General features: G+C 69.3%; 19 protein-coding genes and 6 pseudogenes. 9 read left to right on the forward strand and 16 right to left on the reverse strand.

Translation table 11 applies throughout. From position 1 onward, the window contains the following. Positions 1-89 precede the first annotated feature (89 nt). From ACF1B9_RS31775 to tpg, 6 genes and pseudogenes are all read right to left on the reverse strand, one after another. Positions 90-215, reverse strand: coding sequence for a hypothetical protein (locus ACF1B9_RS31775; RefSeq protein WP_391746416.1), 126 nt, complete (start codon positions 213-215; stop codon positions 90-92). 240 nt (positions 216-455) lie between these two features. Beyond that, complete coding sequence (locus ACF1B9_RS31780) at positions 456-1,511, reverse strand: CU044_5270 family protein (protein ID WP_391746415.1); 1,056 nt, start codon at positions 1,509-1,511, stop codon at positions 456-458. Continuing rightward, positions 1,508-2,143, reverse strand: coding sequence for an RNA polymerase sigma factor (locus ACF1B9_RS31785; RefSeq protein ID WP_391746414.1), 636 nt, complete (start codon positions 2,141-2,143; stop codon positions 1,508-1,510). Before ACF1B9_RS31785 ends, ACF1B9_RS31780 begins: the two co-directional genes overlap by 4 nt. A 243-nt stretch (positions 2,144-2,386) precedes the next feature. Beyond that, positions 2,387-2,650, reverse strand: coding sequence for a hypothetical protein (locus tag ACF1B9_RS31790; protein ID WP_391746413.1), 264 nt, complete (start codon positions 2,648-2,650; stop codon positions 2,387-2,389). A 266-nt stretch (positions 2,651-2,916) separates the two neighbouring features. Next, on the reverse strand, positions 2,917-3,237 hold the full coding sequence (locus ACF1B9_RS31795; RefSeq protein WP_391746412.1) for a hypothetical protein: 321 nt from the start codon (positions 3,235-3,237) through the stop codon (positions 2,917-2,919). Between the two features lie 458 nt (positions 3,238-3,695). Then, positions 3,696-4,001: pseudogene (gene tpg, locus ACF1B9_RS31800) on the reverse strand (telomere-protecting terminal protein Tpg); the annotation flags it as partial. On the opposite strand from tpg, the gene ACF1B9_RS31805 reads away from it, so the two are divergent. Then, a complete protein-coding gene (locus tag ACF1B9_RS31805) occupies positions 3,961-4,260 on the forward strand; it encodes a hypothetical protein (protein ID WP_391746411.1) in 300 nt (99 codons plus the stop codon). The pseudogene tpg and the gene ACF1B9_RS31805 sit on opposite strands and share 41 nt — an antisense overlap. 430 nt (positions 4,261-4,690) lie before the next feature. On the opposite strand, the gene ACF1B9_RS31810 is transcribed toward ACF1B9_RS31805, so the two are convergent. The 4 genes from ACF1B9_RS31810 to ACF1B9_RS31825 all read right to left on the reverse strand — a co-directional run bounded on the left by ACF1B9_RS31810 (position 4,691) and on the right by ACF1B9_RS31825 (position 12,037). Beyond that, positions 4,691-6,535, reverse strand: a complete 1,845-nt coding sequence (locus ACF1B9_RS31810; protein ID WP_391746410.1) for an alpha-keto acid decarboxylase family protein — start codon at positions 6,533-6,535, stop codon at positions 4,691-4,693. Beyond that, entirely contained in the window at positions 6,532-8,652 is a 2,121-nt protein-coding gene (locus ACF1B9_RS31815) for a flavin monoamine oxidase family protein (protein WP_391746409.1), read from the reverse strand. Before ACF1B9_RS31815 ends, ACF1B9_RS31810 begins: the two co-directional genes overlap by 4 nt. 16 nt (positions 8,653-8,668) lie before the next feature. After that, complete coding sequence (locus tag ACF1B9_RS31820) at positions 8,669-10,159, reverse strand: Dyp-type peroxidase (protein ID WP_391746408.1); 1,491 nt, start codon at positions 10,157-10,159, stop codon at positions 8,669-8,671. A gap of 990 nt (positions 10,160-11,149) precedes the next feature. Further along, positions 11,150-12,037 carry a hypothetical protein gene (locus ACF1B9_RS31825; RefSeq protein WP_391746407.1) on the reverse strand — a complete coding sequence of 296 codons (888 nt, stop codon included), beginning with the start codon at positions 12,035-12,037 and terminating at the stop codon, positions 11,150-11,152. A 128-nt stretch (positions 12,038-12,165) separates the two neighbouring features. Here ACF1B9_RS31825 and ACF1B9_RS31830 point away from each other — a divergent pair. Beyond that, positions 12,166-12,549 (forward strand): annotated as a pseudogene (locus ACF1B9_RS31830) (AAA family ATPase); the annotation flags it as partial. Between the two features lie 388 nt (positions 12,550-12,937). Here the strand turns inward: ACF1B9_RS31830 and ACF1B9_RS31835 are convergent. The 4 genes and pseudogenes from ACF1B9_RS31835 to ACF1B9_RS31850 form a co-directional block, all read right to left on the reverse strand. Beyond that, positions 12,938-13,280: pseudogene (locus tag ACF1B9_RS31835) on the reverse strand (hypothetical protein). After that, positions 13,277-14,005, reverse strand: coding sequence for a hypothetical protein (locus ACF1B9_RS31840; protein ID WP_391746423.1), 729 nt, complete (start codon positions 14,003-14,005; stop codon positions 13,277-13,279). Before ACF1B9_RS31840 ends, ACF1B9_RS31835 begins: the two are co-directional and overlap by 4 nt. Before the next feature lie 67 nt (positions 14,006-14,072). Then, positions 14,073-14,918, reverse strand: a pseudogene (gene mobF, locus ACF1B9_RS31845) (MobF family relaxase); the annotation flags it as partial. A gap of 124 nt (positions 14,919-15,042) precedes the next feature. Next, the gene (locus tag ACF1B9_RS31850) at positions 15,043-15,633 is read right to left on the reverse strand and encodes a TetR/AcrR family transcriptional regulator (protein ID WP_391746406.1); all 591 of its coding nucleotides are present in this window, start codon (positions 15,631-15,633) and stop codon (positions 15,043-15,045) included. Positions 15,634-15,746: 113 nt separating this feature from the next. Here ACF1B9_RS31850 and ACF1B9_RS31855 point away from each other — a divergent pair, with 113 nt between their 5' ends. Further along, the gene (locus tag ACF1B9_RS31855; protein WP_391746405.1) at positions 15,747-16,721 is read left to right on the forward strand and encodes a zinc-binding alcohol dehydrogenase family protein; all 975 of its coding nucleotides are present in this window, start codon (positions 15,747-15,749) and stop codon (positions 16,719-16,721) included. 383 nt (positions 16,722-17,104) lie between these two features. Here the strand turns inward: ACF1B9_RS31855 and ACF1B9_RS31860 are convergent, their stop codons facing one another. Next, positions 17,105-17,707: a type II CAAX prenyl endopeptidase Rce1 family protein gene (locus ACF1B9_RS31860; protein WP_391746404.1), complete on the reverse strand. Its 603-nt coding sequence runs from the start codon at positions 17,705-17,707 to the stop codon at positions 17,105-17,107. Between the two features lie 598 nt (positions 17,708-18,305). Here ACF1B9_RS31860 and ACF1B9_RS31865 point away from each other — a divergent pair. After that, positions 18,306-18,810, forward strand: a pseudogene (locus tag ACF1B9_RS31865) (IS5/IS1182 family transposase); the annotation flags it as partial. Positions 18,811-18,973: 163 nt separating this feature from the next. Here the strand turns inward: ACF1B9_RS31865 and ACF1B9_RS31870 are convergent. Next, a pseudogene (locus tag ACF1B9_RS31870) lies at positions 18,974-19,618 on the reverse strand (helix-turn-helix transcriptional regulator); the annotation flags it as partial. 322 nt (positions 19,619-19,940) lie between these two features. Here ACF1B9_RS31870 and ACF1B9_RS31875 point away from each other — a divergent pair. From ACF1B9_RS31875 to ACF1B9_RS31895, 5 genes are all read left to right on the forward strand, one after another. Continuing rightward, on the forward strand, positions 19,941-21,998 hold the full coding sequence (locus tag ACF1B9_RS31875) for a phosphocholine-specific phospholipase C (RefSeq protein ID WP_391746403.1): 2,058 nt from the start codon (positions 19,941-19,943) through the stop codon (positions 21,996-21,998). 80 nt (positions 21,999-22,078) lie between these two features. Beyond that, complete coding sequence (locus tag ACF1B9_RS31880) at positions 22,079-22,309, forward strand: hypothetical protein (RefSeq protein ID WP_391746402.1); 231 nt, start codon at positions 22,079-22,081, stop codon at positions 22,307-22,309. 144 nt (positions 22,310-22,453) lie between these two features. Next, positions 22,454-22,678: a hypothetical protein gene (locus tag ACF1B9_RS31885; RefSeq protein ID WP_391746401.1), complete on the forward strand. Its 225-nt coding sequence runs from the start codon at positions 22,454-22,456 to the stop codon at positions 22,676-22,678. A 13-nt stretch (positions 22,679-22,691) separates the two neighbouring features. After that, the gene (locus ACF1B9_RS31890; protein ID WP_391746400.1) at positions 22,692-23,183 is read left to right on the forward strand and encodes an ABC transporter permease subunit; all 492 of its coding nucleotides are present in this window, start codon (positions 22,692-22,694) and stop codon (positions 23,181-23,183) included. Positions 23,184-23,255: 72 nt separating this feature from the next. Then, positions 23,256-25,193 carry a glycoside hydrolase family 5 protein gene (locus ACF1B9_RS31895; protein WP_391746399.1) on the forward strand — a complete coding sequence of 646 codons (1,938 nt, stop codon included), beginning with the start codon at positions 23,256-23,258 and terminating at the stop codon, positions 25,191-25,193. Positions 25,194-25,229: the final 36 nt, after the last annotated feature.

Below are 25,229 nucleotides of genomic sequence, written 5' to 3' on the forward strand. Positions count from 1 at the left end.
CGTTGTCGCACTGGCACACACCACGTGATCATTACGGGGCCGTCGCCATGCCCGGAGGGCAGATCACGACCGTCACGCATCACGCATGATCAGCCACCCGGCAGGCTCTTATCGGAGAAGGTGCCGACGATCTCGTCCCGGCCGTGGCTGTGCACGGTGACTCTCCAGCCGCCCGTGCGGGAGGGCCCATGCACGACGATCGGCGCCCTGGTCACGCCTCCCAGCGTGCCCCGGGCCGCTCGAGGGGCGAGTCGGCCGGGGCGGTCAGGCAGTGTCGCCGGTCCAGTCGAAGCGGGCCGGTCGCCGGGGCGCAGGTCGTACATGGCCCGGCCGCCGGGCGGAGTGGGTACGGCACCTGTCCTCGTCCGCAGACCGGATCAGCCAGCGTCAACGGCGCGCTCTATGAATCACCAGCGGCACCGGCCGGGGCCGCAGCCCCGGCCGGTGCGGGGTTGTCAAGCCGTGGCCTGCCCGGCCCCGGGGCGCTGGTTCTTGGCGTCGACGACCGCGCGGGTGACGATGGTCGTGCGCTCCACGACGGTGCCGGGCTTGACGCCGTTGACCTCCCGGATCTGCACGCCGCGGCTGCCGAGGTACTGGTGGCTCTCCCGGTCGAAGATCCACTCCGACCGCTCGCCGGTCTGCGGGTCCAGACGCGCCAGCGCAATCCCGTCGCGGCCGGAGGCGTCCTGCGCGTGCTCGACCACCACGACGCCCGGGATCTTGCCGGCCGCCTCGTAGAGCGCGGCGGCGAGGCCGGAGGGCACGAGCTGCTCGCGGATGACGGAGCCGATCTCGTTGAACGCCTGCTGGTCACGGTCCCGGGTGCCGTTCACCGTCGAGTAGGCGAACTTCAGCAGCGCGTCGGGGTCGGCAGGTTGGGCCGCGAGCCACTTGTAGGTCTGCTGCTTGCGGGGATCGTCGTTGTCCAGTGTGATGCCGCCCTTGTCCTGGTAGCCCGGCTCGTCCAGCCAGCCCTTGGTGCCGTCGGGGGACTTCCATACCTCGCGGTCGTGCAGCGGCTGGACCCAGGTGGCGGACTCCTTGGTGTCCGCGTTGAGACTGGAGGCCATGAAGGAGACCCGGCTCTTGATGTAGATGTACTGGCCCGGTCCGGGCTGGGGCGTGGCGTTCGCCGTCGCGGCGGCGGCGATCTCGTGAACTGTCGAGGCGAGCTGGACGGTGCTCCCCTCCTCGATCTGCACGACGGGCGCCTTGACCAGCCGCGGAGCCGCCACCGTCGTGGTGTCGGGCGAGCCGCCCAATGAGACGACCAGGGCAAGGGCCGCGGCCGCGGCGACCGGCGTCGCGATCAGGGCGGCGCGGCGCAGCGGGCGCCGTGTCGGGGAGGGCGCGGGGGTGTGGTCGGGCTGGTGGATCTCGTTCATCAGGTGGTCCTCGAGCAGGTGCTGGCGGTCGGCAGCCAGGCGGGGGTCGGCCGGCGCGGGCAGGAGGCGGGCCAGTTCCGCGTGGTCGAGCGGTTCGTTGCGCCGCCGCGGGTTGCGGATCATCGGTGCGTCTCCTTGTGTGGCCGGGCCGCGGTGTCGCGGCTGCCCTGTGTTTGTCCGGGGATCGGGAGGGGTTCCGTGTTCTTCTTCGCGGCGCGCAGTTCCTCGTCCGCGAGTTTGCGCAGTCGGGTGCGTGCGCGGGACAGGCGCGAGCGCACGGTGCCGACGGGCACGCCGAGGGTGGTTGCCGCTTCGGCGTAGGCGAGCCCGGACCAGACGCACAACGCGAAGACCTCGCGTTCCGAGCGCCGCAGGCGCGCCAGGGCCTTGCGAGCGGCCGCGAGTTCCTCGGAGTCGACCATGCGGCCGACGAGTTCGTCCGCGAAGTCGGGGACCACATCGGCGGCGGGCACACGGGACATGGCCGCGCTGTGGCGGCGGGCGGCGCGCGTCGTATTGCGCAGCACGTTCACGGCGATGCCCATCAGCCAGGGGCGCGGGCTGTCGCCCTCGTCGCGGAGCTTCCCGCGCAGGCGCCAGGCCTCCAAGAAGGTCAGCGAGACCACGTCCTCGGCCAGGGCCCAGTTCCCGGTCACGCGCACGGCGTGGCGGTACACCAGGGAGGAGTGGTCCCGGAACAGGTCGCGGAACGCTTCGGGATTCCCGGCCCGCAGCCGGGAGTGTGGATGGTTCACGTCATGCCTTGTCCGAGCAGGAACACCGGTTCCCGTGACACAAGTCACCGGACGAGGCCGGTGAGGGTGCGTGTGAGGCTCGACTCAAAAGCCCGGATCCCACAGACCGACACTCCCTCACCGCAGGAGACACCCGCTAAAGAGGCTCACCGACCTCGACGAAGTCCAGCTCGAACGCCGACAGGTCGGCATCGCCGTAGGCCAACGCGGCAATCGCCAGCGTCACCTGGATCCGCTGTGAGCTCAGGATTCAAGAAACGTCGAAAGTTCTTCCAAGGTGGCTGAGCGAAGTTGGTGGCAGGGCTCGGGGACCCGGGCCGGACCGCTCGGGAGTGTCGACGGTCCCGGCGGCGCACTCAGTGCGGGCGCGGCGGCGCCGAAGTCAAGCACCCAGGTGCCCCCGGCCGCGGCGAAGACGATGTCGCCCTGGGCGCCGGAGTCGCTGACGTCGCTGGTGCCCGGGTGGTCCTCCAGAACGTCGGCCAGGCGCACGGCCTCTTCGTCCACGGCGGTCAGCGGGCTCTTGTCGGGGTCGATGGGCGAATGAGCCGAAGCACGATAGGTGTCACCTGCGGCACCGGCTGACCTGCGGCTTCGACCGGGCGAAGCACGATGGTTGTCAGCGAGGCGGCGCGCTGTCTGTCACCAGCAGCGCGCAACGCAAGATCTCACCGGCTCCGGCGCTCCGCCAATCGCCTGAGCTGCCCAGCAGCCCGGCGGACAGAGGCTGTGTCAGAACCCGTGCGCCAGGCCATGACGGGCGCTTCAACCGGTCACAGCCCGGCGACGTCCCCGGCCCTCTTGAGCACGGAGTCGAGCGCGTCCACCACGGCGTTGTGCTGCCTCGCGCGCGCCGCCCGGTCTGCCGGCACCAGCCGCGCGGCGGCCTGCACGGCGTAGGCGTCCGGGTCGCCGAAGGCAGTCCGCGGGTGCTCTCCCGTATCCGCGCAGTGGGCCGTGACATCCTTGACCGCCTGGAGCACGACTGCCCGGTCCACGCCCGGCTGCATGGCCAGCCGCACCTGGAAACGCGCCATCCACTTTTCGCGGTCCTTCTCCCTCGCCGCATCCGTCCTCTGATCCTTCTTCGTCACGTGCTCTCCCGAGTGATCGGCAGCCGTCCGTCATGGAGTTGGACGCCGGGTCAACGAAGTGGGTTGCGGAAGCGAGCATCTGATGAGTCTCAAGTGACTGCCGAGGAGCCGCACTACGGGACAGCGCTCTACCGACCGGTCCACTGCTGCAGAACGTTACAGATCACGGGTTCGGGCACAGCTTCCAGTCCCGCCCGCCCTGCCCGGAAGTCCTGGTGACAGACAGCCTGCCTTGGTGACAGCTACCGTGCTTCGGCTCAGCGGAAATTCGGTGGTCACGCTTTTCGCTCCTAAGGGCTGTCCCGTAATCCGTGGTGGATCAGCGCGCGGCGTCAGATGCGGTGCATCGCAAGGCGGAGGGACGTCCGCATACTGGATGTATGCGGACGTTCCGACAACGCGGCGAGGTGCCGTAGCTGTCGTCGCGCGCCCGCCAGGGATTACGGGACAGCCCTTAGTTAGTAATCCAGATCGAGGTAATCAATGTCGTTGATTTCCACGTCCGACAGCCCCATAGCGCGACCGCCGCCGTCCTGGAAATACACTTCTTTAAACCCTTCGGCGATGATTCCACGCATCTGCTGGTCGCTGCCGCGTCGCGGGCGTCGAACAGGCGCTGTGCGTACTCCGGGCGGAGGTGCACGGTGAGTCGCCGGAACCGTCCGTCGTCGGTCGTGCCGACCGGTGCGGTGTAGCCGAACCGGGCCCGGGTCTCTCTCCACCGTGATCCCGCCCGAGGCGGCGGCCTGCCTCTGCCGGCGCTTGGCCCTCGACAACGTCGCCGCTCTGGCCGCACTCGCCCGCCGGCACCTCCCCGAACTCGGCGGCCGCGCCGACCAGCTCTGCGCTCAGGCCGTCATGGTGAGCGGCGCGGTATGGACCCATGCCCGGCCGTCCGCCGCCATGCTCGCCGCCTATGCAGCCGAACCCTCACTCGCCGCCCTGCGCATGGACTTCACCATCACCTTGGAGGAGATGCTGGCGACCCTCATCGCGGGCACCCTCGCCAGGGCGGAGCAATGACCACGACCTCACCGGCCCCTTCCGCCGCGGAGGCCGGTGGGGACGGCTGGGTGCTTTCACGGCTGCGCTGACGGAACGGGTGGCTGCCCACGGATCCACTGCCCGAACGACGCGTCGGCGTCCGGTGCGGGGAAGCGCGCGGCGAGGCCTTCCAGTAGCCGGGCGTATGCGGCGTGCTTCGGCTGCCGGGGCTCGGTCCGCCCGGCCTCCCGGTTCCCCACTGCTTCCCGGCGTGCGGCCAGCGCTGTTGCGATCTGCGCCTGGCCCAGGCCCGCCGCTTCCCGTGGAGGGCCGGGCCGCGAGCAGTTCGTCGTGGAGCCGACGGGCGGTGCCGGTCTTGCGCCAGGGGTGCGGACCATCAGTTCGCTGAGCACGGCGCAGCGCGCACCGGCCCCGGTCCTTGGACCGGGGCCGGTGCGCCGCACGGCGGTTACTTGCACTTCTCGTCGATCTTGTACTGGAGTGCCCGCGGGTAGTCGTGCCGGCTGAGCCGGACACGGGCCAGGATCGGGGCGTGGTTGATGTCGTTGCCCGGATCGGCGATGTCGAGCAGCAGTGACTCCAGCTCGGTGTGGGTGGTGAGCTCCCGCCCGTGCATCCGGTCCTTCTCCGAGCCGAAGACTTCCGCCAGCTTCTCGTACTGCCACGGGTGCAGCACGTTGTAGAAGTCGGCCCCGTCGGACGGCTTCTGCTTGTAGTAGCAGGGGCTGATCAGCATCTGCTCGATGCCGTAGAAGCCCTCGTTGTCCAGGACGAAGACCACCGGCCGCAGGTGGTGGCGCACGTGCGTGGACAGCTCCTGGCAGATCTCCTGGAACGAGCCGTCCCCGACGAACACCAGGGGCCGCTTGAGCGGCTGCTGGCGGGCCAGCGCCACCCCGGTGGCCGCGCCGACCGAGTAGCCGATGGACAGCCAGCTGTTCTGCGCCACGAAGCTCGCCCGCTCCGCCATCCGTAGATTCATCGAGCCCAGAAGTGCGTACGCTGCATCCGAGACCACCGTGAACGGCGAGGTGGCCTCCGGGCCGTCGCCCTGCGCCTGGCTCAGCAGGAAGGCGTTCATGTGCTGGAAGAACCCGTCGTACGTGAGCTCCTCGGGGTAGTCCGTGCTGCTCAGGCCGGTCAGGAAGGCGATCGTGCTCGCCGGGACCTGCCGGTCCTTGGCATGTGCCAGCGCGAAGAGGTCGGTCTCGAACGCCCGCTTGCCGAAAGCGGCACCCAGCGCGTCCCGCAGTGCCGGGACGAACCGCGCCAGCTGGACGTCCGGGAAGTACTGTGTGCCGACGCTGACGCCCTCGTGGGCGGCCACGATCCAGTCGTCGCCGATCGACTTCTCGCCGCCGAGGTTCTTCGACGTCGACCAGGTGCCCAGGCCGATCCGGCACCCGGCGGCCTTGAAGGCCTCGCGCACCTCCGGCAGGCTCGCCTTGCCGTTGTAGACGCCCGTGAAGCCCGGGGTGTTCTCGGAGACCACGGACTTCGCGCCGACGGTGGTGCAGAACGGGATGCCGGTCAGCTGCACCAGCGAGACCAGCTCCCGCTCCAGCCGGTTGCGCTCGATCTCCTCGCCCGCCCACAGCACCGGCGTGCCGAGCCGTTCGACCAGCTTCACCGAGGCTTCCACCGCCTTGGCGAGCATCTCCTCGTTCTTCTTGGTGAACGGCCTTTCCTGGCCACGGAGTTCGCCCTGGGGCGGGGCGCACGGGGCGTTCCAGAGGTCGTCCATCACCTCCAGGTAGACCGGCCTGCGCTCGGTCAGGCCGGCAGTGATCGCGCTGTCGATCTGCGAGGGCGCGAGCCCGGGGTTGGAGATCACCTGCGCGTCCACCGTGACCTGCCGGTAGACCTCCAGATTGCTCTCCCGGCGCTGGCTCATGTGCGAGGTGAGCAGACCGACCGCCTGGTAGTTGAGCCACTGCTCGTACGACGGCGCCGCGTTGATCGCGATCACCGGCACGTACTCGACGTACGCGCCGCCGATCGGGTTGAGCAGGCTGAACGCGCCCACGCCGTAGGTGACCGCGACGGCGGCGACGCCCTGCTCGCCCTTGGCGAGGTCGGCGTCGGCGGCCCGCACCCGGGCGTAGGCGTCGGCGGCGTAGCCGCCGCCGATCTCGGTCGGGGTGCCGACCCAGCGGACCCCGGTGGTGGCGTGCATGATCGTCAGGAACGGGCCGAGGTGGTCTCCCGGCACCCCGAACAGGTACCGGATCCCCAGTTGTTCCAGTCTGGTGGCCAGGTAACGGCCCACCGTCCATTCGTCGTTGCCGTTCATCTGCTCATCATCTCCGTTCTGCGTGCGCGGCCGGCCCATGCCTCGGGCCGGATCTCCGGTTTGGCTCGGGGCGGTGGCGTGGGTGCCTCGTGCACGGCGATCGCCGCGCGGACGGCGGTCTCCACCGCGCCCTCGATCCAGGCGTGCTTGAGCGAGACGTGCTCGCCGGCGAAGTGCACCGGGCCCTCCGGCTTGACCACGTCGAGGTGGAAGCTGGTCATCTGGTGCGGGGTGTACACCGCCGCCTCGCCGAAGGCGTACGGGTCGCGCAGCCAGCTCTGGGTCTGGCCGTAGCCGGTGTAGAACACCTCGATCCTTCGGCCGTGCACCGACTGGAGGTTGCGCAGCGCGTACACGTACCGCTCGGCGTCGGCCATCGAGTCCCAGCGCACCGCGTCATCCGACCAGCTGTAGCTGGCCAGCACCACGCCGCCGCCGTCGCTGTCGGGCACCGGGTGCGAGGGGTAGTACATGAAGCGGTTCGGGTTGTCGGTGGTCGAACCGCCGCCGAAGCAGTTGGTGGCGGGGCGCACGCTCGCCCGGCGCAGCGGGGTGTGCCGGAAGATCTCGAACTGCTCCTGGCTGATCCGGCTGGAGTCCACGCTCCGGTGGGCGCCGAGCAGCACCCTCGGTAGATTGGGCGGCGGCCGGTGCCCGTTGTGCTCGGCCGAAGCAACCGCCGCGGCCGCCTCGGCGTCCTCCTCGCCGGCCTGCTGGTAGTACTCGTACAGGCCGGGTTCGATGGAGTCGAGCTCGTCCTTCCAGTCCGCCTCGGTGAACTCCCACCACCGGCGGGAGAACTCCAGCAGCACTTTGGTGGCCTGGTCGTAGTGTGTCTCGGTGATCGCCCGGCGCTTCTTGTACGAGTACGGGGGCGAGACCTGGACGAACCGCAGCGCGGAGAACGGCACGGTGACGATCGCGAAGTCACCCCTCCAGACCGTGGGTTCGGCCTCTGGGTCGCCCTCGGGCACGGTGTGGACGGCGACCTGGGGCCCGTTCGGTCCGACGTCCTGGCCGGCCCCGCCGTCGCGGCGCGGGTCCCAGTACTCCATCCGGATCATCCGCTCGCCCATTTCGAGCTCGTCCCGGAGCTCCTCGGCGAGGGCATAGGGCAGCTGCCAACTGCCGCCCTGGATCTCCCAGTAAGTGGCGTCCGGGTTGATGTCGCTGCGGCCCAGGAAGGTGTGGAAGAAGGACAGGTGCAGCCGCGAGGTCATGTTCTCGATCGTGCCGATCGCCTCGATGGCCTCGTCGCTGAAGCCCGCGTACTCGCGCAGGAAGCGGCCCATCGAGTAGCCGTCGAAGTCGCGGATCACCCGGGCCCAGCCGTCCAGCCACTCGGCGAACGGCTTGCGCACCCGCTTGCCGTTCTCGATGTACGAGTAGTAGTCGCGGACCGGCTCCAGCGCCTGGTTGACCATCTCGCCGGCGGTGATCCGCACCTCGTCGCCGGTGAGGTGGAAGCCCTCGTTGACGCTGCTCGGGTCGGCGGCGTACTCGCTGCGGCGGGCCTGGATCCGGTTGGTGCGGATCCAGCTGTGGAAGCGCTTGACCGGCTCGCGGAAGTCCGGGCTGTCCTCGCCGTACTTCCAGACCTTGCCGTCCTCGAAGGACTCGTAGACCACCGGCGGGACGGGCGTGTTCTGGTTGCCGGTGTCGGGATCGACGTCGACGTTGTAGAACAGCTGCCGTTTCAGGCCGAGGCTGTCGACCAGGGCCAGGGTGAGCGGGTGGAAGCTGGGCAGCCGCATCGCTCCGGCCTCCCCGTACTGCTCCGGGTCGTAGAACGGTCCGTCCTGCTCGTCGTCGGTGGGGCGGAAGGTCTTGATCCGCCCGCCGACCCGGTTGGCGTTGGCCTCCAGGATGGTGACGTTGTGCCCGGCGTCCTTGAGCAGCTTCCCGGCAACCAGACCGGCGATCCCGGCGCCGACGATCAGCACGTCCTTGGGCTCGTCGGTCTCCGGGATGCCCTCCTTGATCAGGAGGTCGAGGTAGCGCAGCTTCAGGTCTTTGTCGTCCGGACCGACCAGCAGCAGTTCGCGGGCCAGCTGCCAGCAGGTCTGCCGGCGGGCTCGGTCGTTGGCCGCGCCCTCGACGGTGGGGCTCTCGTTCATGGCTTCTCCTCGCCGCTCAGGAGCCGACCGACTTGTTGGAGAGGTCCTTGCCCTCGGCGAGCAGCCGCAGCGTGCTGATCGAGGGGGTGAAGGTGTAGAGCGCGCCCGTGGTGCGGACGAAGCGCTTCATGTCGACCGTGCCGGAGGTCCCGTCCGCGAGCTCGATCGAGGCCTTGCCGGCGAGGCCGGTGACCTTGTCGAAGCCGTTGGCGACCACCTGATCGGGCCGGCTTTCCCCAGGGGGGAACGTGTCGTCGTTGGACCAGTGCTGCTGGACCAGTTCGAACTGCTCTTCCAGCGAGGTGCCGTAACAGACGAACATCAGCCCGCGGTCCTTGCCGTCGTCCGGGCCGCCCTTGAACTCAGGACCGTACGGGATGCCGCGGCGCATCAGACGGTGGCTCTTCGGCTTCTTGTCGACGATGCCGGCGAAGACGCGCGGATGGGTGCGGCGGATGTGCGCGGCCCAGGGGGTGTCCTGGCCGATGGGGTCGTTCGCGTAGTCGAAATCGTTCCGGTCCGAGCCGAGGCCGGTCACGGCGCTGCACGGCGGGGCAAGCGGTGTGCCGTCCTTGGCCCGGCCGACCAGACAGGCACCGAGCCGGTTGGCGTCCATGTTCCCGGTGAAGTTCTCGATGCCGTCCACCACGGCCTTGTTCCAGCCGGCGACGTCCTGGCGAAGGCGGCGCACCACTTGGAGGGAGCCGTTCTTCATCCACACCGGCGCCTTCCGGTCGCCCTGTTCGCTCTTGTAGCCGAAGACGAACTCGCCGGGTTCGATCAGCTCGGTCCCGGCGTGGTTGTCGCGGAAGCCCTTGCGGTCGGCGTCCTCGCGGTGGAAGTCCTTGACGCCGGGCTGGGAGATGCCGTCCTTGTAGCCGAAGTGCTCGTGACCCTTCAGATCGCCCTTCAGGGTGCGGCCCTCGTCCACGTGGACGCGCGTGATCTGGTGGGTCTGCTCGACCGTGTCGAGGTTCTTCAGCTTCTCCTTCAGCAGCGCCTCGGTGTCTGCGGCGACGATGAGGACCGCGTGCACAACCTTGTCGCCGGTACCGGTCCCGAACAACCAGCTCTTGGGGTCGCTCTCGCCGGTGTCCCCGAGGTCCTTGGCCCGTGCGGCCGCGCCCGCGCAGAACGACGTGAAGGCGCTGAGGTCCTTCTTGATCTGATCGGGCTTGTTGGCGATCGTCACGAGGCCCTCGAAGGTGAGGGAGACCCCGCAGCGGACGGTGGTGATCGACGGGTCGCGGCCGAAGGCCCGGCGGGCCAGCGAGAACTGCTCATTGAAGTCTTCCGTCTCGTTGGTTGTCGCGACGGTGTTGAGGATCGCGGAGAGCCAGCCGCGGCCCTTGGCGGCGTCCGGGAAGCGCAGGTAGCGGAAGTCCATGAAGTCCTTGTTGAACGCGGCCAGGATGTTGCCCTGGATGTCGGTGGACCCACGCAGCTCCGGCTGGGGCAGCTGCTCGATGGACGGGACGGCGGTGGGACGGGTGGGGGTCGTGGTCACGGTGGGGCTCCTCGCGTGGAGTGGAGGGCGGCGGCAGATTCGTATAGCGATGGCACGATCACCATCGATCACAAAAAGTGACGAATCAGACACTTTAAGTAACTATGCCGTCGCCGTGAGCTCTGTCAAACGGAGGTCGGCCCCTCGCCGCGTCACATGGCGTCGCCGGGCGGAGCGTCCCCGCACAGGCGCGGACGGGGACCGGCATTCGGGCCGAGGCCGCGGCCTGCGGGGCCGTCGCGAGCCGCCGCTGCTGCGGCCTGGGACTGGTGAGATCGCATGCTCATGTGTCGCGTAGGCCGATCCGGAGGGGGCGCCCCAGTCACCCGTAGTGCTCACCGCTGAGATTGTCTCGATGTGTGGCGGGCTCTGTCTGGTGTGATCTGTCGGGGCCTTCTACCATCAGAGGACTGATTGAGGGCGTCTCCCCGGGGGGGCCCGGCCCTTTCACGGTCCGGACCACATCCCGGGGACACACCGTCTCAGCCAACTACCGTTTTCGGTGGTCGGGCTGAGACGCGTGTCTTGGAGCGGCCACCCTTCGCAGAAGGATGTCGGCTTTGCGCTCCGGACTTTCGACGCGGATCTTGCTCCTTGCCCTGGCAACCAGCCTCTCGCTGCTGGTGGCCGTCGTCGCTGGCGTGCTGTCTTGGGCAGCAGACGGAAGCGTGCCACGCGCAGTGCTCTACGGCGGTGGGGCGTTCGTGGTATGGATGACCCTTTCCATCTCCCTCTGCTCAGCTCTGGACCTCCTCGACGGGAACATCAGGTAGCGGGGCGATCGTGCTCCACCCGATGCGGTGGCCGGACGAGGTCCGAAGCCCCGGATCCCTCACTCTCAAGGCCACCGACCTGGACGGGCCATCAGGTCCACGACCTTCCCGGCTGCCGCTCCTCCCTTTCGGCCGTCTCGGAGTTAGGCAGTTCGACCCCTGGCCTGCCCGGCCTGCCGTCGCGTCCTACGTTTCGTCATCGCTCGCGTCCTGCGTGTCACTCGCCGCACAGGGCGGGGCCGCGGGCGAGCAGGATGCTCAGCGCCGCGTAGTCCCATCCGGGGCGGCAGACGGGCATGAACACGTCCAGCCGGTCGCCTTCAGTGCGGTAGCCCGCCTTGGTGGCGCGCGCCGACAGGGCCGGGCTGCCGACGTGCGCGGACAGTCCCCGTACGTCGAGGCGGATGCCGCGGCTCGGGTTCCCGGACACGTAGGTGATCCGGGACCAGTCCAGCAGCCCGGGGAAGGGCGCGAGCGTCAGCCCTTCGCGGGTGAACGTCAAGGCGCCCCAGCGCAGTTCGCCGCCCGCGTCCAGCTCGTCCAGGTGCCGCCGTGCGAGGGCCTCGGCGACGCCCTGCGAGGCGCGCGTGTAGAACGCTTGGGCGGTGCCGAGGGGCGCCGCCGCGGCCAGGCGCCAGAAGCCGGTCGCCTGGCGGACCTTGATGTAGTCCAGGCCCCTGAGGCGGATCGCGCCGCCCGTGTACGGACGGATGACGATCTTGAGCACGTCGTGCGAGTGGCCCGGGTTGATGTGGACGGACACCTCGGTGGCCTCGACGGAGGCGATCTCGTACCAGGCGTAGCGCAGCGTGCGGCGCACGGGACGGCGCAGTTCGAAGCCGTGCTCGTACTCGTGGATCCGGATCCGGGTGTGCCGGGCGCTGAGTGCAACGCACACGGCCGCCCCGGGGATCGTCCAGAAGGCGAGGCGGAACGAGGACTCCGTGTCGTAGTAGTCACCGGCGATGGTGCACATCACGATGAACACGATGACGAGCGAAACGAACGCGGTGAGGGGCCGCCGCGGCAGGGCCCCCTGGTAGGTCCACACCCACTCCCCCAGCCGCCCGGGCCGCTCGTGCCCCGCCGCCGCGCCTGCCGCCAACGCACACCTCGCATGATCGCCCGATACCACGTCGTCGAGTCTCGGGCAGGTGCGCGCGCGGGGAAACGGGAGAACTACTCAATTCCTGTGCGGCTGCGGTGCCGGTGCCGTCGCCGTGCGTCCGTAAGATGGCCGCTCATGGAAACGGGGGTAGCCGCGGGGCGTTCGTCGGCCTCGGCGGCGAACTGACGTCGCTGATCGGGCGGCGGGCGGAGACGGACCGGATCGCACGGCTGCTCTCCGGCGCGCGTCTGGTCACGCTCAGCGGGGTCGGCGGCGTGGGCAAGACCTGGCTGGCGCTGCGCGTGGCGGCGGACGCGGCGCGCTCCGCCTTCCCCAACAGCGTGTACATCACCGAACTCGCCGGCCTGCGGGACCCCGAGTTGCTCGCACCGAGCGTCCTCGGCACCCTCGACGTGGCGAACCCGGGGCGCCCCGGCGCCGATGCGACGGCCGCCCTCGCCGCCCGGCTGCGCGAGCGCCGCGCCCTGTTGGTTCTGGACAACTGCGAGCACCTGATCGACGCGTGCGCCCGCCTCACCGACCCGCAGGAGAAAAGCGACGGGTGCGCACCGGATCAAGGGGAAGCGTGCGCCGGCCGAACCTGGTCAAGAGGGCGGCGGGCAGCGCGCCCACCGGGGCTGCGCGGAACATCGCGTGCGGCGTCCCGGGTACACGCGAGAGTGCTGGACATCGTCGGGTGGGGCGCACCGGGTGCGGTGCCGGACATCGCGGTGCGCACCAGAGTGGCGTCCATCGTCATCCGGTGCGCACCAGGGTGGAGTCCACCTCGGTGGAGCCCATCGGGTGGACTCCACTCGATGGGCTCCACCCGATGTCGTGCATCGCCACCGGATGCAGAACATCGTGCGCTCCACTGGGTGACTATGCCCGGCATCGTCACCACAGCCACGCATTGGAGTGCCGCACCCGGGACAGGGCGCGGGCATCACGGCGCGCGGCCGCGTTGCCGATCCGGTTCCGCCGGGACCGAGGCCGGCGCGACTGCCCGGCGGCGAACCGGCGTCGTCCGGCGTCCTGGAGCCGCCGCCGCTGCTTGCGCAGCTCCGCCCCTCTTATCCCGGTCGCTCTTTGGCTTCCGGGGCCGCTTCCAGATCGGCTCCCACGCCAGGGGCTCATCGAGCGCCGGGCCCTCACCGAGCGCGGCGGCCATCTTCTTGGAGGCTGTGCGGGCGCGGGCGAGAGCGGCCTCAAGGCTGGGTTGTTCTTCCGGGGTGCTCACGCGACTCCTCCTGTGGTCCGGTCCGGTGTGTGCTGAGTGCCACGCTGCTGGGTGTGTGGCGGCGGGGCCGTCGCCGGGGCGGGCTGAGGTCGGGGGCCGTGGGCGACGCCGCGCTCCCGCGTGCCGTCCTGGAGCTTGGCGACGGCGGCCTCGAGCGTCCGGCGGGTCTGCTCCACCGTGGCGACGTCGGTCCTCTGCTCCGGAACGCAGCCAGCCGGTCCGGGCGGAACGGCTGCGAGCGGGACCTCGGGGCGGCGGGCACGGCGACGGTGTGCGGCCGGGTGCGGCGAGCCCACGTGATCCGCGCGGCGCACCGCACGGACCCGGGCGGTCAGCGCGTCGGCGGCAAGACGGGCCCGCTCGTAGGGGGAGGCGGTCCGGTTGCGGGGCAGCGGGCGCAGCACGGCCTGGTCCTCGGTGTCGCGCGGGTACAGGGCCCGCAGGTCGGCGGTCATCATCCGGTGTCCGGCCGGGCGGGTGTAGTCGTCGACGACGCTCTGCACGATCTGTTCGTCCAGGCCGGGCTGGTGAGGTCTGCCGCGCAGGACGTAGGAGAGGCGACGTCGGGCTTCGGCGAGCAGGTGCCGGCGCTTGAACGCGCCGCGCATCACGTACACCACGGCGACGACGTCGACGGCCGACAGGGCGACGTCGACGGCTGGCCGGACCCGCGCCCACACCGCCGCTGCCGCCGCCCGCGCCCGCTCCGCCAACGGCAGGGGCACTCGCCGGGGGAGCCATCGCGTCGGTGATCTGCTGACGGCGGGTGGACTGCCAGCCGATGAGGCGCTGGTCGATGCCCGCGATTTCCATGACGGGCCTTCTGCCGGACGTCACCTCACGCGGCTCCCACGCCCACCCGAGCCGGGCGGACACCTCCTCCATGAAGTACGGGGTGTAGAGGGTGCCGGCCGCGACGATGTGCTCCAGCATCGAGTCCGCCGACAGGTTCCCCCACGTCCCCTTCGCATCAGGCCGCCGGGCGCGGATCGACACCACCGCGTGATCGTGGAAGGGCGGCTTCGACTCGACAGCTCTCGACTCGCAGTGCCGGAACACCGCGACGATCAGCCCGTCCCGGATCGGCTTGCGGTACTTGCCGCCGCTCCCCCACCGGATCTGTGCGACCGACTCCTCCAGCCACCCCAGAGCCTTGTCCCGGGCGATGTCCTGGCGCAGCTCCAGCACCAGGCGGTGGTCGTCATCACCCAGCGCCCACGCGATCTGCGCCGTGGACGGCGCCCGGAACGTCAGGTCCATCGCCAGCCAGGGCGTCCGCTCCTTGGCCTTCTCAGTCTTGGGTGACTTGTTGTGCTCGATGGGCCTGCCCAGCACGGTCGCCCGCCGTGCCTGAGTCGGGGTCCTGCCCTCCTCCAGGAGCTCGCGCTCGATCCGGTCGGCGTCGGGGTGCCGGCCTTCCCCCAGAAGGAGTTCGGCCTGTCGCTCGGTCACCACGTCCCGAGCCGTGAGGCCGACCGCGGCCAGGCCCCCGCCTGTCCAGAACCCGGGCGGGACTCCCGCTTCGTCCTGGGCGGCGCGCAGCGGCTTGCCCGCAGGGCGGTGGCCGTCGCCGACCATCACGCTGCGGAAGCAGTACCGCCATCCGCCTCCCGGGCGGACCTCTGCTTTGCTGAGCATCGGGCCGTGGAACCCCGCCTTTGACCTGTCGAAAAGCGCGATCCGGGGTACTTCCCTCCGGGCGGGAGGCCATCACCACGTCTTTAGCGCAGAGTCCGTCAGGCGGGGAGCTCCTGGCGGGCCGTCATTCCTTCAGCATGCCGGTGACCAGCAGCCGCAGCGACATTGCCAGCCGTCGAGTCTCCCCCTGCCCCAGCAGGTGCACGATCGGTCCGTTCTGCAGCGAGCCGAGCAGGACATGGGCCAGCAACTCGGCATCCAGATCGGGGCGTTCCTCGGTGATCAGCGCACTGATGTGGCTGTGCCAGTACCCGTAGACGGAGTGCTGTTCGCCGTCCTCCTGGGCTTCGCGGGGGGCTGTCGCAGCCTGGCCGAGAGCGGCCAGCAGACCCTTGTTGCGGCCGACCACGTCCACGACCGCGTCGAGGAAGGCCAGTAGCCGCTGCCCGGGAGGGGCGCCCGGGCCCAGCGGCGGTGGGCCGTCCGTGATCGATTCGCGCAGGGCGTGGGCGCGTTCCAACATCAGCTCTCGCATCAGGCCCGCGCGGCTGCCGAAACGGTGGAACACCGTGCCCTTCCCGACCCCGGCCGCGGCGGCGATGCGCTCCATCGAGACCTGCTCCGGCGGGTGTTCTGCGAGGAGGCTCTCGGTGGCCTTCAGGATCGCGCGCCGGTTGCGTTTCGCGTCGGCGCGTTCGCGGCGGCCTTCCGCCATCAGCTCTCCTTGTCCAGGGCCATGACCCGTAGCCAACTGGACCAGCGGTCCAGTACGGTTGAATTGGACCGCCAGTCCAGTTTAGAACACCATCCTGTGCAAGGAGATCTGCCATGCGACGAATCCGCTACCACTCCTACGGAGGCCCCGAGGTCCTCACCCTGGAGGAAGCTCCCGTTCCCGTCCCGGAGGCGGGGCAGGTGCTCATCCGGGCCGAGGCGATCGGCGCAAACTTCGTGGATACCCAGCTCCGGCGCGGCATGGCCCAGACGAAGCTCTACTCGCGGCCCTTACCCAGGTCCCTCACCGGCGACGTGGTGGGCACGGTCGAGGCGGTCGGGCCGGACACGGATCCGGCCCTGATCGGGCAGCGGATCGCGACGGCCTCCGAGGACGCGTTCTGCGACCTCGTCCTCGCAGACGCGCAGTACCTCGTCCCGGTACCCGAGGGGCTCGACGCGGGTACCGCCAGCGCGCTCCCCATGGCGGCACCGGTAGCCCTGGGCGTGCTGCGCGCCGGGCGGCTGGCGCAGGGCGAGACCGTACTGGTGCACTCCGCTGCGGGCGCCATCGGCCACCTCGCCGTGCAGCTCGCGAAGATTCTCGGCGCCGGTACGGTCATCGCCACGGCCAGTACGGCTGTCAAGCTGGACTTCGCCCGCGCCCAGGGCGCCGACCTCGGCATCGACTACACCGACGAGGACTGGCCGGAGCAGGTCCGCACGGCCGCGCCCGGCGGCGTGGACGTCGTCCTCGACGCGGCCGGCGGCGAGGTCCTGCGCCGCAGCCTGGACGTACTGGCCCCGTACGGACGTCTGGTGACGTACGGAGCCGCGAGCGGCGAGCTAGGCAGCATCCCCGTCACCGGCCTTTTCGCCCTGAGGTCCGTCACGGGGTTTTCCCTCATAGCCGCGCATGCGGCCGACGCCGAGCGTGCCGTGAAGGAGCTGGCTGAACTTACCGAGTACGCGGCCCAGGGGTTGCTACGCACAGCGGTCCACGCCCGGTTGCCGCTGACCGAGACCAGCGCGGTGCACCGGCTGTTGGAGAGCCGTGCACAGCTGGGCCGCATACTGGTCGTCCCGTAGGGCGGCAGGGCCGGTCCGAACGCTCGTTGTTACGGCTGACCCGCCGGCGTAGAGCCAACCTCGGCTATACGCCGACGTGTATCAGTGGAGTCCGAGTGCTCCCGCGTACCGTCGGAACCAAATTCCCCGGCGCTCGAACACGCCCCACGCAGACCCGCTCGCGCAGGAACCGGCCTATCGGCCACAGCAAGTGACGGACCAGGGGTTCAGACCCAGGCTCTGACCCCTGCCTGCTACCTGCCACCGACGTCCAGCCGCCCTGACGGGCGGCTGGACGTTCCCGCGTTCGCGGCCAAGTCAGCGCCGTCATGTCTCAGCGACATTCACGGGCTCATCGAGTATCAAGTGGCTCCGAAACCTGTCGATAAACGCTGTCCTGTAGATCAACGAAGCCACGGGCGGTGATCCCCCGGCAGTGACGCAGAAACCGACGAGCAAGACCAGACACACGTCCATCCGAGCAGCACTGCGTCACCGGACGCCTGCTCCACCGTCACGCCCGCGTCGCGGTCCTCGCCCTGCAACATGATGCGGTTCACGGTCAGGACGGTCAGGTGCGTGCCGATCGCCGCCCACAGCGGGGCGTGACCCACGGTCGCACGGGCGGCGATCAGAGTCAGGCTGAAGACCGTCAGGAGGATGAGGTAGTCGACCGGGTGCTGCCCCTCCGGGGCGATGCCCATGTGGCCCGGCTCGTCACCGGCCAGCCGGGCGATGCCAACCGTCACCAGCGTCGAGGTGCCCGGTACGAGCAGGAAGACCGCCGTGGTGCCGAGCGCCGCCGGTGCGGGCCCGAACCGTCTGCGCAGCGATGTCCACGTGTAGCCGCGCAGCGTCGTCTCCTCGGGCAGGGCTTCAAGCAGGAACGCAACGACGGCGTTGCTGACGAGAAAGCCGACCAGGGTGACGAAGTCCAGGTGCTGCCAGACGAGTAGCCCCGCGGCCGTGCCCGCGCACAGGACCAGCGCCGCTGCCGCGGCCGTCACCCCAACCCCGGTGAGGAGCGCCTGCAGGCTCGCGCCCGGACTGCCGAAGCCGACCGTCCGGGTTGTGACAGGCGCAGAACGAACGGCACGGCCACAACGGTGACGAGTGCAGCAGCGATCAGCCGGGCGGCCAAGCCACTGGCTCCGGTGGCGTCCGCCAGTACCGGTCCGAGGCCGTTGCCAACACCGAGCGCCACCGCCATGATCAGGCCGCCAGCCAACGCGCGGCCCATGGCCCCGGCGGCCGTGGGCGCGGGTGAGGGTGCGGGTTGTCGTATGTGTAGCTCGGTCATAGCGCTCCTGGTGACGGTAGGGCCGACTCCTGTCGACAACCCCGTGTGCTTTCCAGGCTCGCCCGACCACCAGTCAGGGGCGTCGTGCGCACGGACGACCCCCTATACATCCTTCGGCGCAGTGGACGATAGGGGTCGACTGGTTGTTGGCCACCGGCTCCGGCTCCGGGTCACCCAGAGGCTGAGCGCCCGCGTTCGTACGACTGCCGCTTCACCGCCTGGGCGATCGACGGGGCAATGCGGCTCGGAGGATGGTGCACGCTCTTCAACCACGGAACCGGCAACTCGTACGTGAGGGCGGGGAGCGTGACGGCTGCCAGTGGGCCTACCTCCCGCACGACCTGCCGCCGAAGAGCGCTACGTACTACTACGCCGCGTGGCGCGACGACGGGACCGACCAGATCATCCATGAACTCCTGCGCTGCCAGGTCCGTGAGAAGGCCCGCCGATCAGAGGACCGACCCTGGCGGTCCTGGACACCCAGAGTGTCCACGCGGCTGCCGGGGTCCCCGCCTCCACGACCGGCCGGGACCCGGTGAATCGGGTGCCCGGCCGGAATCGGGCACTGGCCGTGGACGTTCTGGGTCCGGTCATCGCCGTCATCGGCCTCGTCGCCAGCACGCACGACAACGCCGCGGGCATCGCCCTGCTGGAACAGGTCGCCACCGGTGCCTGGTCCGCGACTACGGACACCACCCGGCCCCCTCCGTCTCCCGCGTCTACTGGGCGATGACCCACACCATGACCCGCCGACTCACGGCACGACCACCTCACCTGGAAACCGACATCAACTCACGAACCGCCCTCTGAGAGCCAATCCAGGATCGGCAGGAGGCTGGTGGCCTGTTGTCGATCTTGCTTCGGCAAAGGATCGTTTATGCGAGCCTCTTCCCCGTTCTCGGGTCACGTCTGGCTGAGCGCTGGGGCGGTCTGGGAGGTTCAGAGGGCTTGAGCGGCGCGGCGCGTTCTGTTCTCACGGCGCCGGACCGATCTCTGGTCCTGTGGTACCTGCGGCCCGAGCATAGCGGGCGGCGAGGTCTGCGAATGCGGCGGCCAGTTGGGGTGGGCCGATGACTTCGATATCGGTGTCGAAGCGGCCGATGGTGGCGGCGAGTCCGGTCCATGACCAGGAGCCGAGGGTGAGTCGGCAGTGGTGGGGGCTGATTTCCTCGACGATTCCGTCCTGGGCGAAGGTTGCAACGTTGGCGGTTGGGAGGTGGAGGACGACTTCGCCTTGGCAGGGCCAGTCGGTGGTGGTGCCGTCGTTGCTGCGGAATCGGCTGGTGATGAAGGTGGAGACGTTGCCGCCGGGGAGTTCGCGTGGGGCGAAGCGGGGGCGGGTGGGTGTGCGGGGCCGGATGCGGTCGACGCGGAAGGTGCGCCAGTCCTCGCGGTTGAGGTCCCAGGACACGAGGTACCAGCAATGACGCCAGGTGACCAGATGGTGGGGTTGTACGCGGCGGAGCGTATCGGCTGAGGTGCCCGGGCCCGGGTCCGGGGTGTAGTCGAAGCGCAGTTCCTCGCGGGCGTGGATGGCACGGCTCAGGTCCACCAGGACCTGAGTGTCGACCTGAGGGGTGCCGCGGGCCGCGGGCGGTTCGACGGCTGTGATGCGCAACAGGCACGTCCGCTACGAGAACGGCCGCTACCTGGACGGCTGGTACAAGCGGCTGCGCGACGCCTACATCGCGGATGGCCGACCTCGGGGTCACCACCGACCTCGACGGCCAGGAGTTCCTGGAGGCGATGGCCCGCTCCAAGAGCGTCGATCCGTCGGCGCACCCCGCTCGGTGACACGCTGACGACTCGCGTACCAGTCGCCGATATTTTGCGCGACCGTCACCTCAGCCCACTTTCCTTTAGCCCGGGTCCTCTTGAATACTCCCGTTGCCCCTCTACGTGGACGGACATCACCGAAGCAACAGGAGGACCCCACACCCATGACCGAAATCAATCGGCGCCGATTCCTCCAAATCGCCGGGGCTACCGCGGGGTTCGCCGCCCTCTCCGGCTCCATCGACCACGCCGCCGCTATCCCCGCGGCGCGCCGCAGCGGAACCGTCCAGGACATCGAGCACATCGTCGTCCTCATGCAGGAAAACCGTTCCTTCGACCATTACTTCGGGTCGATGAAGGGGATCCGGGGCTTCGGAGACCCCCGCCCGGTGACACTCCCCAACGGCAAACCGGTATGGCACCAGGCGAGCGGCGGCAAGGAGACGCTGCCCTACCACCCGGACGCCGACAACCTGGGCATGCAATTCATCGCGGGTCTCGACCACGACTGGGCCGGCGGCCACAGCGCGTTCAACAACGGCAGGTACGACAACTGGATCCCAGCCAAAGGCACCGGCACCATGGCGTATCTGACGCGGGACGACATCCCGTTCCACTACGCTCTCGCCGACAGATTCACGATCTGCGACGACTACCACTGCTCATTCATGGGCGCGACCGACCCGAACCGTTACTACATGCTCTCCGGCCACGTCGGCAACGACGGCACCGGCGGCGGCCCGGTCCTTGGCAACCAGGAGGCGGGCTACGGCTGGACGACGTATGCCGAGCGCCTGGAGAAGGCGGGCGTCTCCTGGAAGGTGTACCAGGACATCGGCGACGGCCTCGACGCGGCCGGCGGATGGGGCTGGATCAACGATGCGTACCGTGGCAACTACGGCGACAACTCCCTGCTGTACTTCAACAACTACCGCAGCGCCAAGCCCGGCGACCCCCTGTACGAAAAAGCCCGCACCGGCACCAACGCCAAGGCAGGAGAAGGATACTTCGACATTCTCAGAGCCGATGTCAAGGCCGGACAGCTGCCGCAGATCTCCTGGATCGCCGCCCCCGAAGCATTCTCCGAACACCCCAACTGGCCTGCCAACTACGGTGCTTGGTATATCTCGCAAGTTCTCGAAGCGCTCACGTCGAACCCCGATGTATGGAGCAAGACCGCTCTGTTCATCACATATGACGAGAACGACGGCTACTTCGACCACATCGTGCCGCCCTATCCGCCGGCCTCCGCGAGCCAGGGCCTGTCCACCGTCGACACCACGCTGGACCACTACAAGGGCAGCATCGGATATGCCGCAGGCCCCTACGGACTCGGGCAGCGCGTCCCGATGATTGTCGTCTCGCCGTGGTCCACCGGCGGGTACGTCTGCTCGGAGACCTTCGATCACACCTCGATCCTGCGGTTCATGGAGCGGCGGTTCGGGGTGAAGGAGACCAATATCTCGCCGTGGCGGCGTGCTATCTGCGGCGACCTGACGTCCGCCTTCGACTTCTCCCTCAAGGTCACGGACCCGGCGGGCCTGCCGGACACCGCAGGCTACGTCCCACCGGACCGTGACCGCCACAGCAGTTACGTGCCGAAGCCGCCCGTGCAGGGCGCCCTGCCCCGGCAAGAGGCCGGGGCGCGGCCGAGTCGCCCGCTCGCGTACGTGCCCTACGTCGACGGGGCCGCGGACCTCACAACCGGCAAGTACAAGCTGACGTTCAGCGCAGGAGACCGGACTGGTGCCGCCTTCCAGGTACGCTCACAGAAGCGCACCGACGGCCCGTGGACATACACGGCGGCAGCCGGACAGCCGGTCTCCGACAGCTGGAACTCGATTTACTCCGGTGGCAGTTACGACCTCACGGTCCATGGCCCGAACGGCTTCCTGCGTACCTTCAAGGGCAACAACAAGGTTGCCGAGCCGGAGGTGATGGCTCGCCACGACGCCGGCACCGGCAACCTGAAGCTCACCCTGGCCAACCCGTCGGCCGCCGACGCACATCTCACCGTGATCAACGCCTACGGCGGCGGGCCCCAAACCTACACAGTCCGTGCCGGTGCCACGGTGGAGCAGAGTATCGACCTGCGCGCCACCAAGCGCTGGTACGACCTGACGATCGTCGTCGAGGGTAGCGCCGGATACCTGCGGCGCCTGGCCGGACACGTCGAGAACGGCCGGACCGGCGTGAGCGACCCGGGCATCGCGACCGTGTGAGATCCGCCCCCACCAGCCGGGCGGGCCACCCGTTGTGGGAGACTGCCCGGCCGGACCGTCAGGTTGCCGCGGACCCGGGGATGAATGCGGAGATGCTGCGGAACTGGATCCGGGCGGCCGGTTCCATATACGACCTGCTCAGCAGCCACATCCAGGACGCCTACGCCGCACACGCCTTCGGAGCGGCAGCCCGTTGCCCGCTCTCGCTGCGCCCACTGCCCTGGGAGGAGTGGGCCCGCGGTGGCGCCTCAGTAGCCATCCAGGCCCTCTTCCCGCAACCCGCGGGCACCACCGCGACTAGCACCGGCTGACCGGCCGGGCATATCGCCGTACCCGCACACAACCACCGTGTACGGCTCCCTGGCCGCCGCCCTCTTCTGCTGGCAAGCACTGACGAAGGCGCCGACCAGGGAGCACATCCGCTCCACACGCACCCTCATTTAAGGAAATGCGACATGAGCGCACGCAGAGCCGAGCTTAGACGGGGCTTCCTCACCGGATACTTGCTCGTGGCCGCCGGAGCCGTCCTGACGACGGCCTGCAGCACCGACCCGACCGGCGACTCCGCCTCCGGCGCGAAGACCACCCTCAACGTCTGGTGCCACGCCTACGGCGAGGCCGGCACCCAGCAGGCCGCGCTCCGCTACGCCAAGGCGCTCACCAAGCCAACCCGGACATAGCCGTCAAGGTGACATGGGTTCCCGGCGACTACGCGGGCAAGCTGAACGCGACCCTGCTGAGCGAGAGCCTCGCCCACCGAGGCCAGATCGCCGCGCTGGACGACGTGTACGACAGCACCAGGAGCGACTTCAACACCCCCGCCATCGAGTCCGTCACCGTCGGCGGCAAGCTCTACGGCGTCACGCCGGACGACTCGACGGCTTCGGATGGCTCGGCCTCTACCGCCGGGTCGCGCTGCCGAGCTCCGGAGCGATGCTCGCCTCGCTCGGCGCGATGTCCTTCATCGAGAGCTGGAACTCCTTCCTGTGGCCGCTGGTCATCGGCCAGGACCCCTCCGCCTGGACCGCGCAGATCGCCCTGTCCACCTTCCTGACCTCCCAGACCATCAACCTGCCCGGACTCTTCGCCGGCGCCGTCGTCACCATCACCCCCCTGATCGTCATGTTCCTCGTCGCCCAGCGCCACATCGTCGAAGGCATCCCCACCAGCGGCCTCAAGGGCTGAACCCACTGCACCTCACCGTCCCACACCACGCACAAGGCAGGCACACCTCCCCCACCCGCAAGGAGCCTCTCCGTGACACCTCGCATCACCCTGCTCCGACGCGCGACCGCGGCCCTCGCCACGTCGTCCGCGCTCCTGCTCTGCACCCTCGTCCCCACCGCCGCCGCGGACACGGGGACGGCACCGCCGCCCCCGGCCCTCACCGGCGCACGGCTCGCCGCCTCATGGACCGGCCCACTGTCCACCCGGGACCGCTACGTCGTCGACGCCGACGGCGACCGGTTCAAGCTCAAGTCCGGCAACTGGGCCGGCGCCCAGGGCACCTGGCAGGGCAGCGGCGACGTCAACGACGTGGCGAACCACCAGGCGCGGCAGATGTCGCACAACATCCCGCTCGGCCTCGACCGGAAGCCGATGGCCCAGATCCTGGCCGACTTCCACGCCCTGGGCCTGAACAGCATCCGGCTGCCGTTCGCCAACGCACTCATCCACGACACGAGCGCCGTCCCGGACTCGGCTGTCGCCGCCAACCCGCAGCTCAAGGGTAAGACCCCGTTGCAGGTGCTCGACGCCGTCGTCGGCGCCCTGAGCGCGGACGGCTTCGCCGTCATCCTCAACAACCACACCACCAGCTACCGCTTCTGCTGCGGCCTGGACGGCAACGAGCGGTGGAACAGCGGCCAGTCGACCCAACAGTGGATCGACGACTGGGTGTTCCTGGCGAAGCGCTACCAGAGCAACAAGCGGGTCGTCGGAGCCGATCTGCGCAACGAGGTCCGCCGCGACACCTGGAACGACCCCAACTGGGGCTGGGGCAACGACCACGACCTCAACAAGGCCCTGGAAGAAGCCGGCAACAAAATCCTGCGAGCCAACCCGGACATGCTCGTCATCATGGAGGGCATCAACTGGCAGGGCATACCGACCGACTTGACCCCCCACGGCCACCCGACACTCGCCCCGGTCGCCACCCTGTCCAATACCTTGATCCGCTCCGACAAACTCGTCTACGCGGCCCACTTCTACGGCTACACCGGCCCGAACCACACCGGTGCCACCGGAACGGGCGAGACGCACGACCCGCGCTACGAGGAATTCACCCCCGCACAGCTCGCCCAGGTCGTCGACGACCAGGCCCTGTTCGTGACCCGGTCCGGCCAGCACTTCACCGCACCCGTGTGGATCAGCGAGTTCGGCGCCGCCGGCCGCGGCGGCATCTACGCCAAGGAACGTGCCTGGTTCGCCAACTTCACCGACATCCTGGTGAAGAACGACACCGACTTCGCCATCTGGCCCCTGGTCGGCTGGGCCGACACGAACGGCACACCGCAGGACAACTGGGCCATGGTCAACTACAGCGCGGACGGCGCACGGCTCGGTGTCATGGACGCCGGCGACTGGCGCGCCACCGACTGGAACAAGCTCGTCAACGCCCCCGGCAAGACCGGCCGGATCGCCCCCGCACCCCGCTGGAACATGCTCAACCTGGACTATGCCGACTACAACGTCTCCGCCACCATGCTGGCGAAGCCGGACTGGTCCCCGGGCAACCGCAAGGGCAACTGCCCGGACAGCCAGCGTCTCGTCGGCCTCGGCCGCAGCGACAGCCGCGGCCTGTGCACCGACTCCGGTCAGCCCGCGAAGGCGAACAGCTCCTGGACCGTCGTCACCGACGACCGGTACGTCACCGGGGGCGACTGGGCGAGCGGCTACGACAAACTCCAGTGCCCCGACAACGGCTTCGCGGTCGGCTACAGCGTACGCAGTAACGCCATGACGGCACTGCTGTGCGCCCCCGCGAACGCGGCCCTGCCCACCACGGGCCGCGTGCTCTGGTTCGATCACGGTGACAACCGGCCCGCCACGGGAGGCTCGACCGCCAGCGACTGGGCACCCGGCTACTACAAGGGCCAGTGCGCCGACAACGAGTACCTCGCCGGCGTCGCCGACACCTGGAAGTGGAACCACGGAGGCGTCCCCGACGCCCTGCTCTGCCGCCCGCTCGCCTGACCCTGCCATCCGCGCCCAGGAGCCCGAGACCTCCGT

This window comes from Streptomyces sp. NPDC014727 (assembly GCF_043083485.1).
Lineage (GTDB): Bacteria > Actinomycetota > Actinomycetes > Streptomycetales > Streptomycetaceae > Streptomyces.

Bases quoted from the DNA above. Each gene is read 5' to 3' on its own strand.
- ACF1B9_RS31780 (WP_391746415.1), bottom strand. From the start codon at position 1,511: ATGATCCGCAACCCGCGGCGGCGCAACGAACCGCTCGACCACGCGGAA.
- ACF1B9_RS31810 (WP_391746410.1), bottom strand. From the start codon at position 6,535: ATGAACGGCAACGACGAATGGACGGTGGGCCGTTACCTGGCCACCAGA.
- ACF1B9_RS31815 (WP_391746409.1), bottom strand. From the start codon at position 8,652: ATGAACGAGAGCCCCACCGTCGAGGGCGCGGCCAACGACCGAGCCCGC.
- ACF1B9_RS31850 (WP_391746406.1), bottom strand. From the start codon at position 15,633: ATGGCGGAAGGCCGCCGCGAACGCGCCGACGCGAAACGCAACCGGCGC.
- ACF1B9_RS31855 (WP_391746405.1), top strand. From the start codon at position 15,747: ATGCGACGAATCCGCTACCACTCCTACGGAGGCCCCGAGGTCCTCACC.
- ACF1B9_RS31875 (WP_391746403.1), top strand. From the start codon at position 19,941: ATGACCGAAATCAATCGGCGCCGATTCCTCCAAATCGCCGGGGCTACC.
- ACF1B9_RS31880 (WP_391746402.1), top strand. From the start codon at position 22,079: ATGAATGCGGAGATGCTGCGGAACTGGATCCGGGCGGCCGGTTCCATA.
- ACF1B9_RS31885 (WP_391746401.1), top strand. From the start codon at position 22,454: ATGAGCGCACGCAGAGCCGAGCTTAGACGGGGCTTCCTCACCGGATAC.
- ACF1B9_RS31890 (WP_391746400.1), top strand. From the start codon at position 22,692: ATGGGTTCCCGGCGACTACGCGGGCAAGCTGAACGCGACCCTGCTGAG.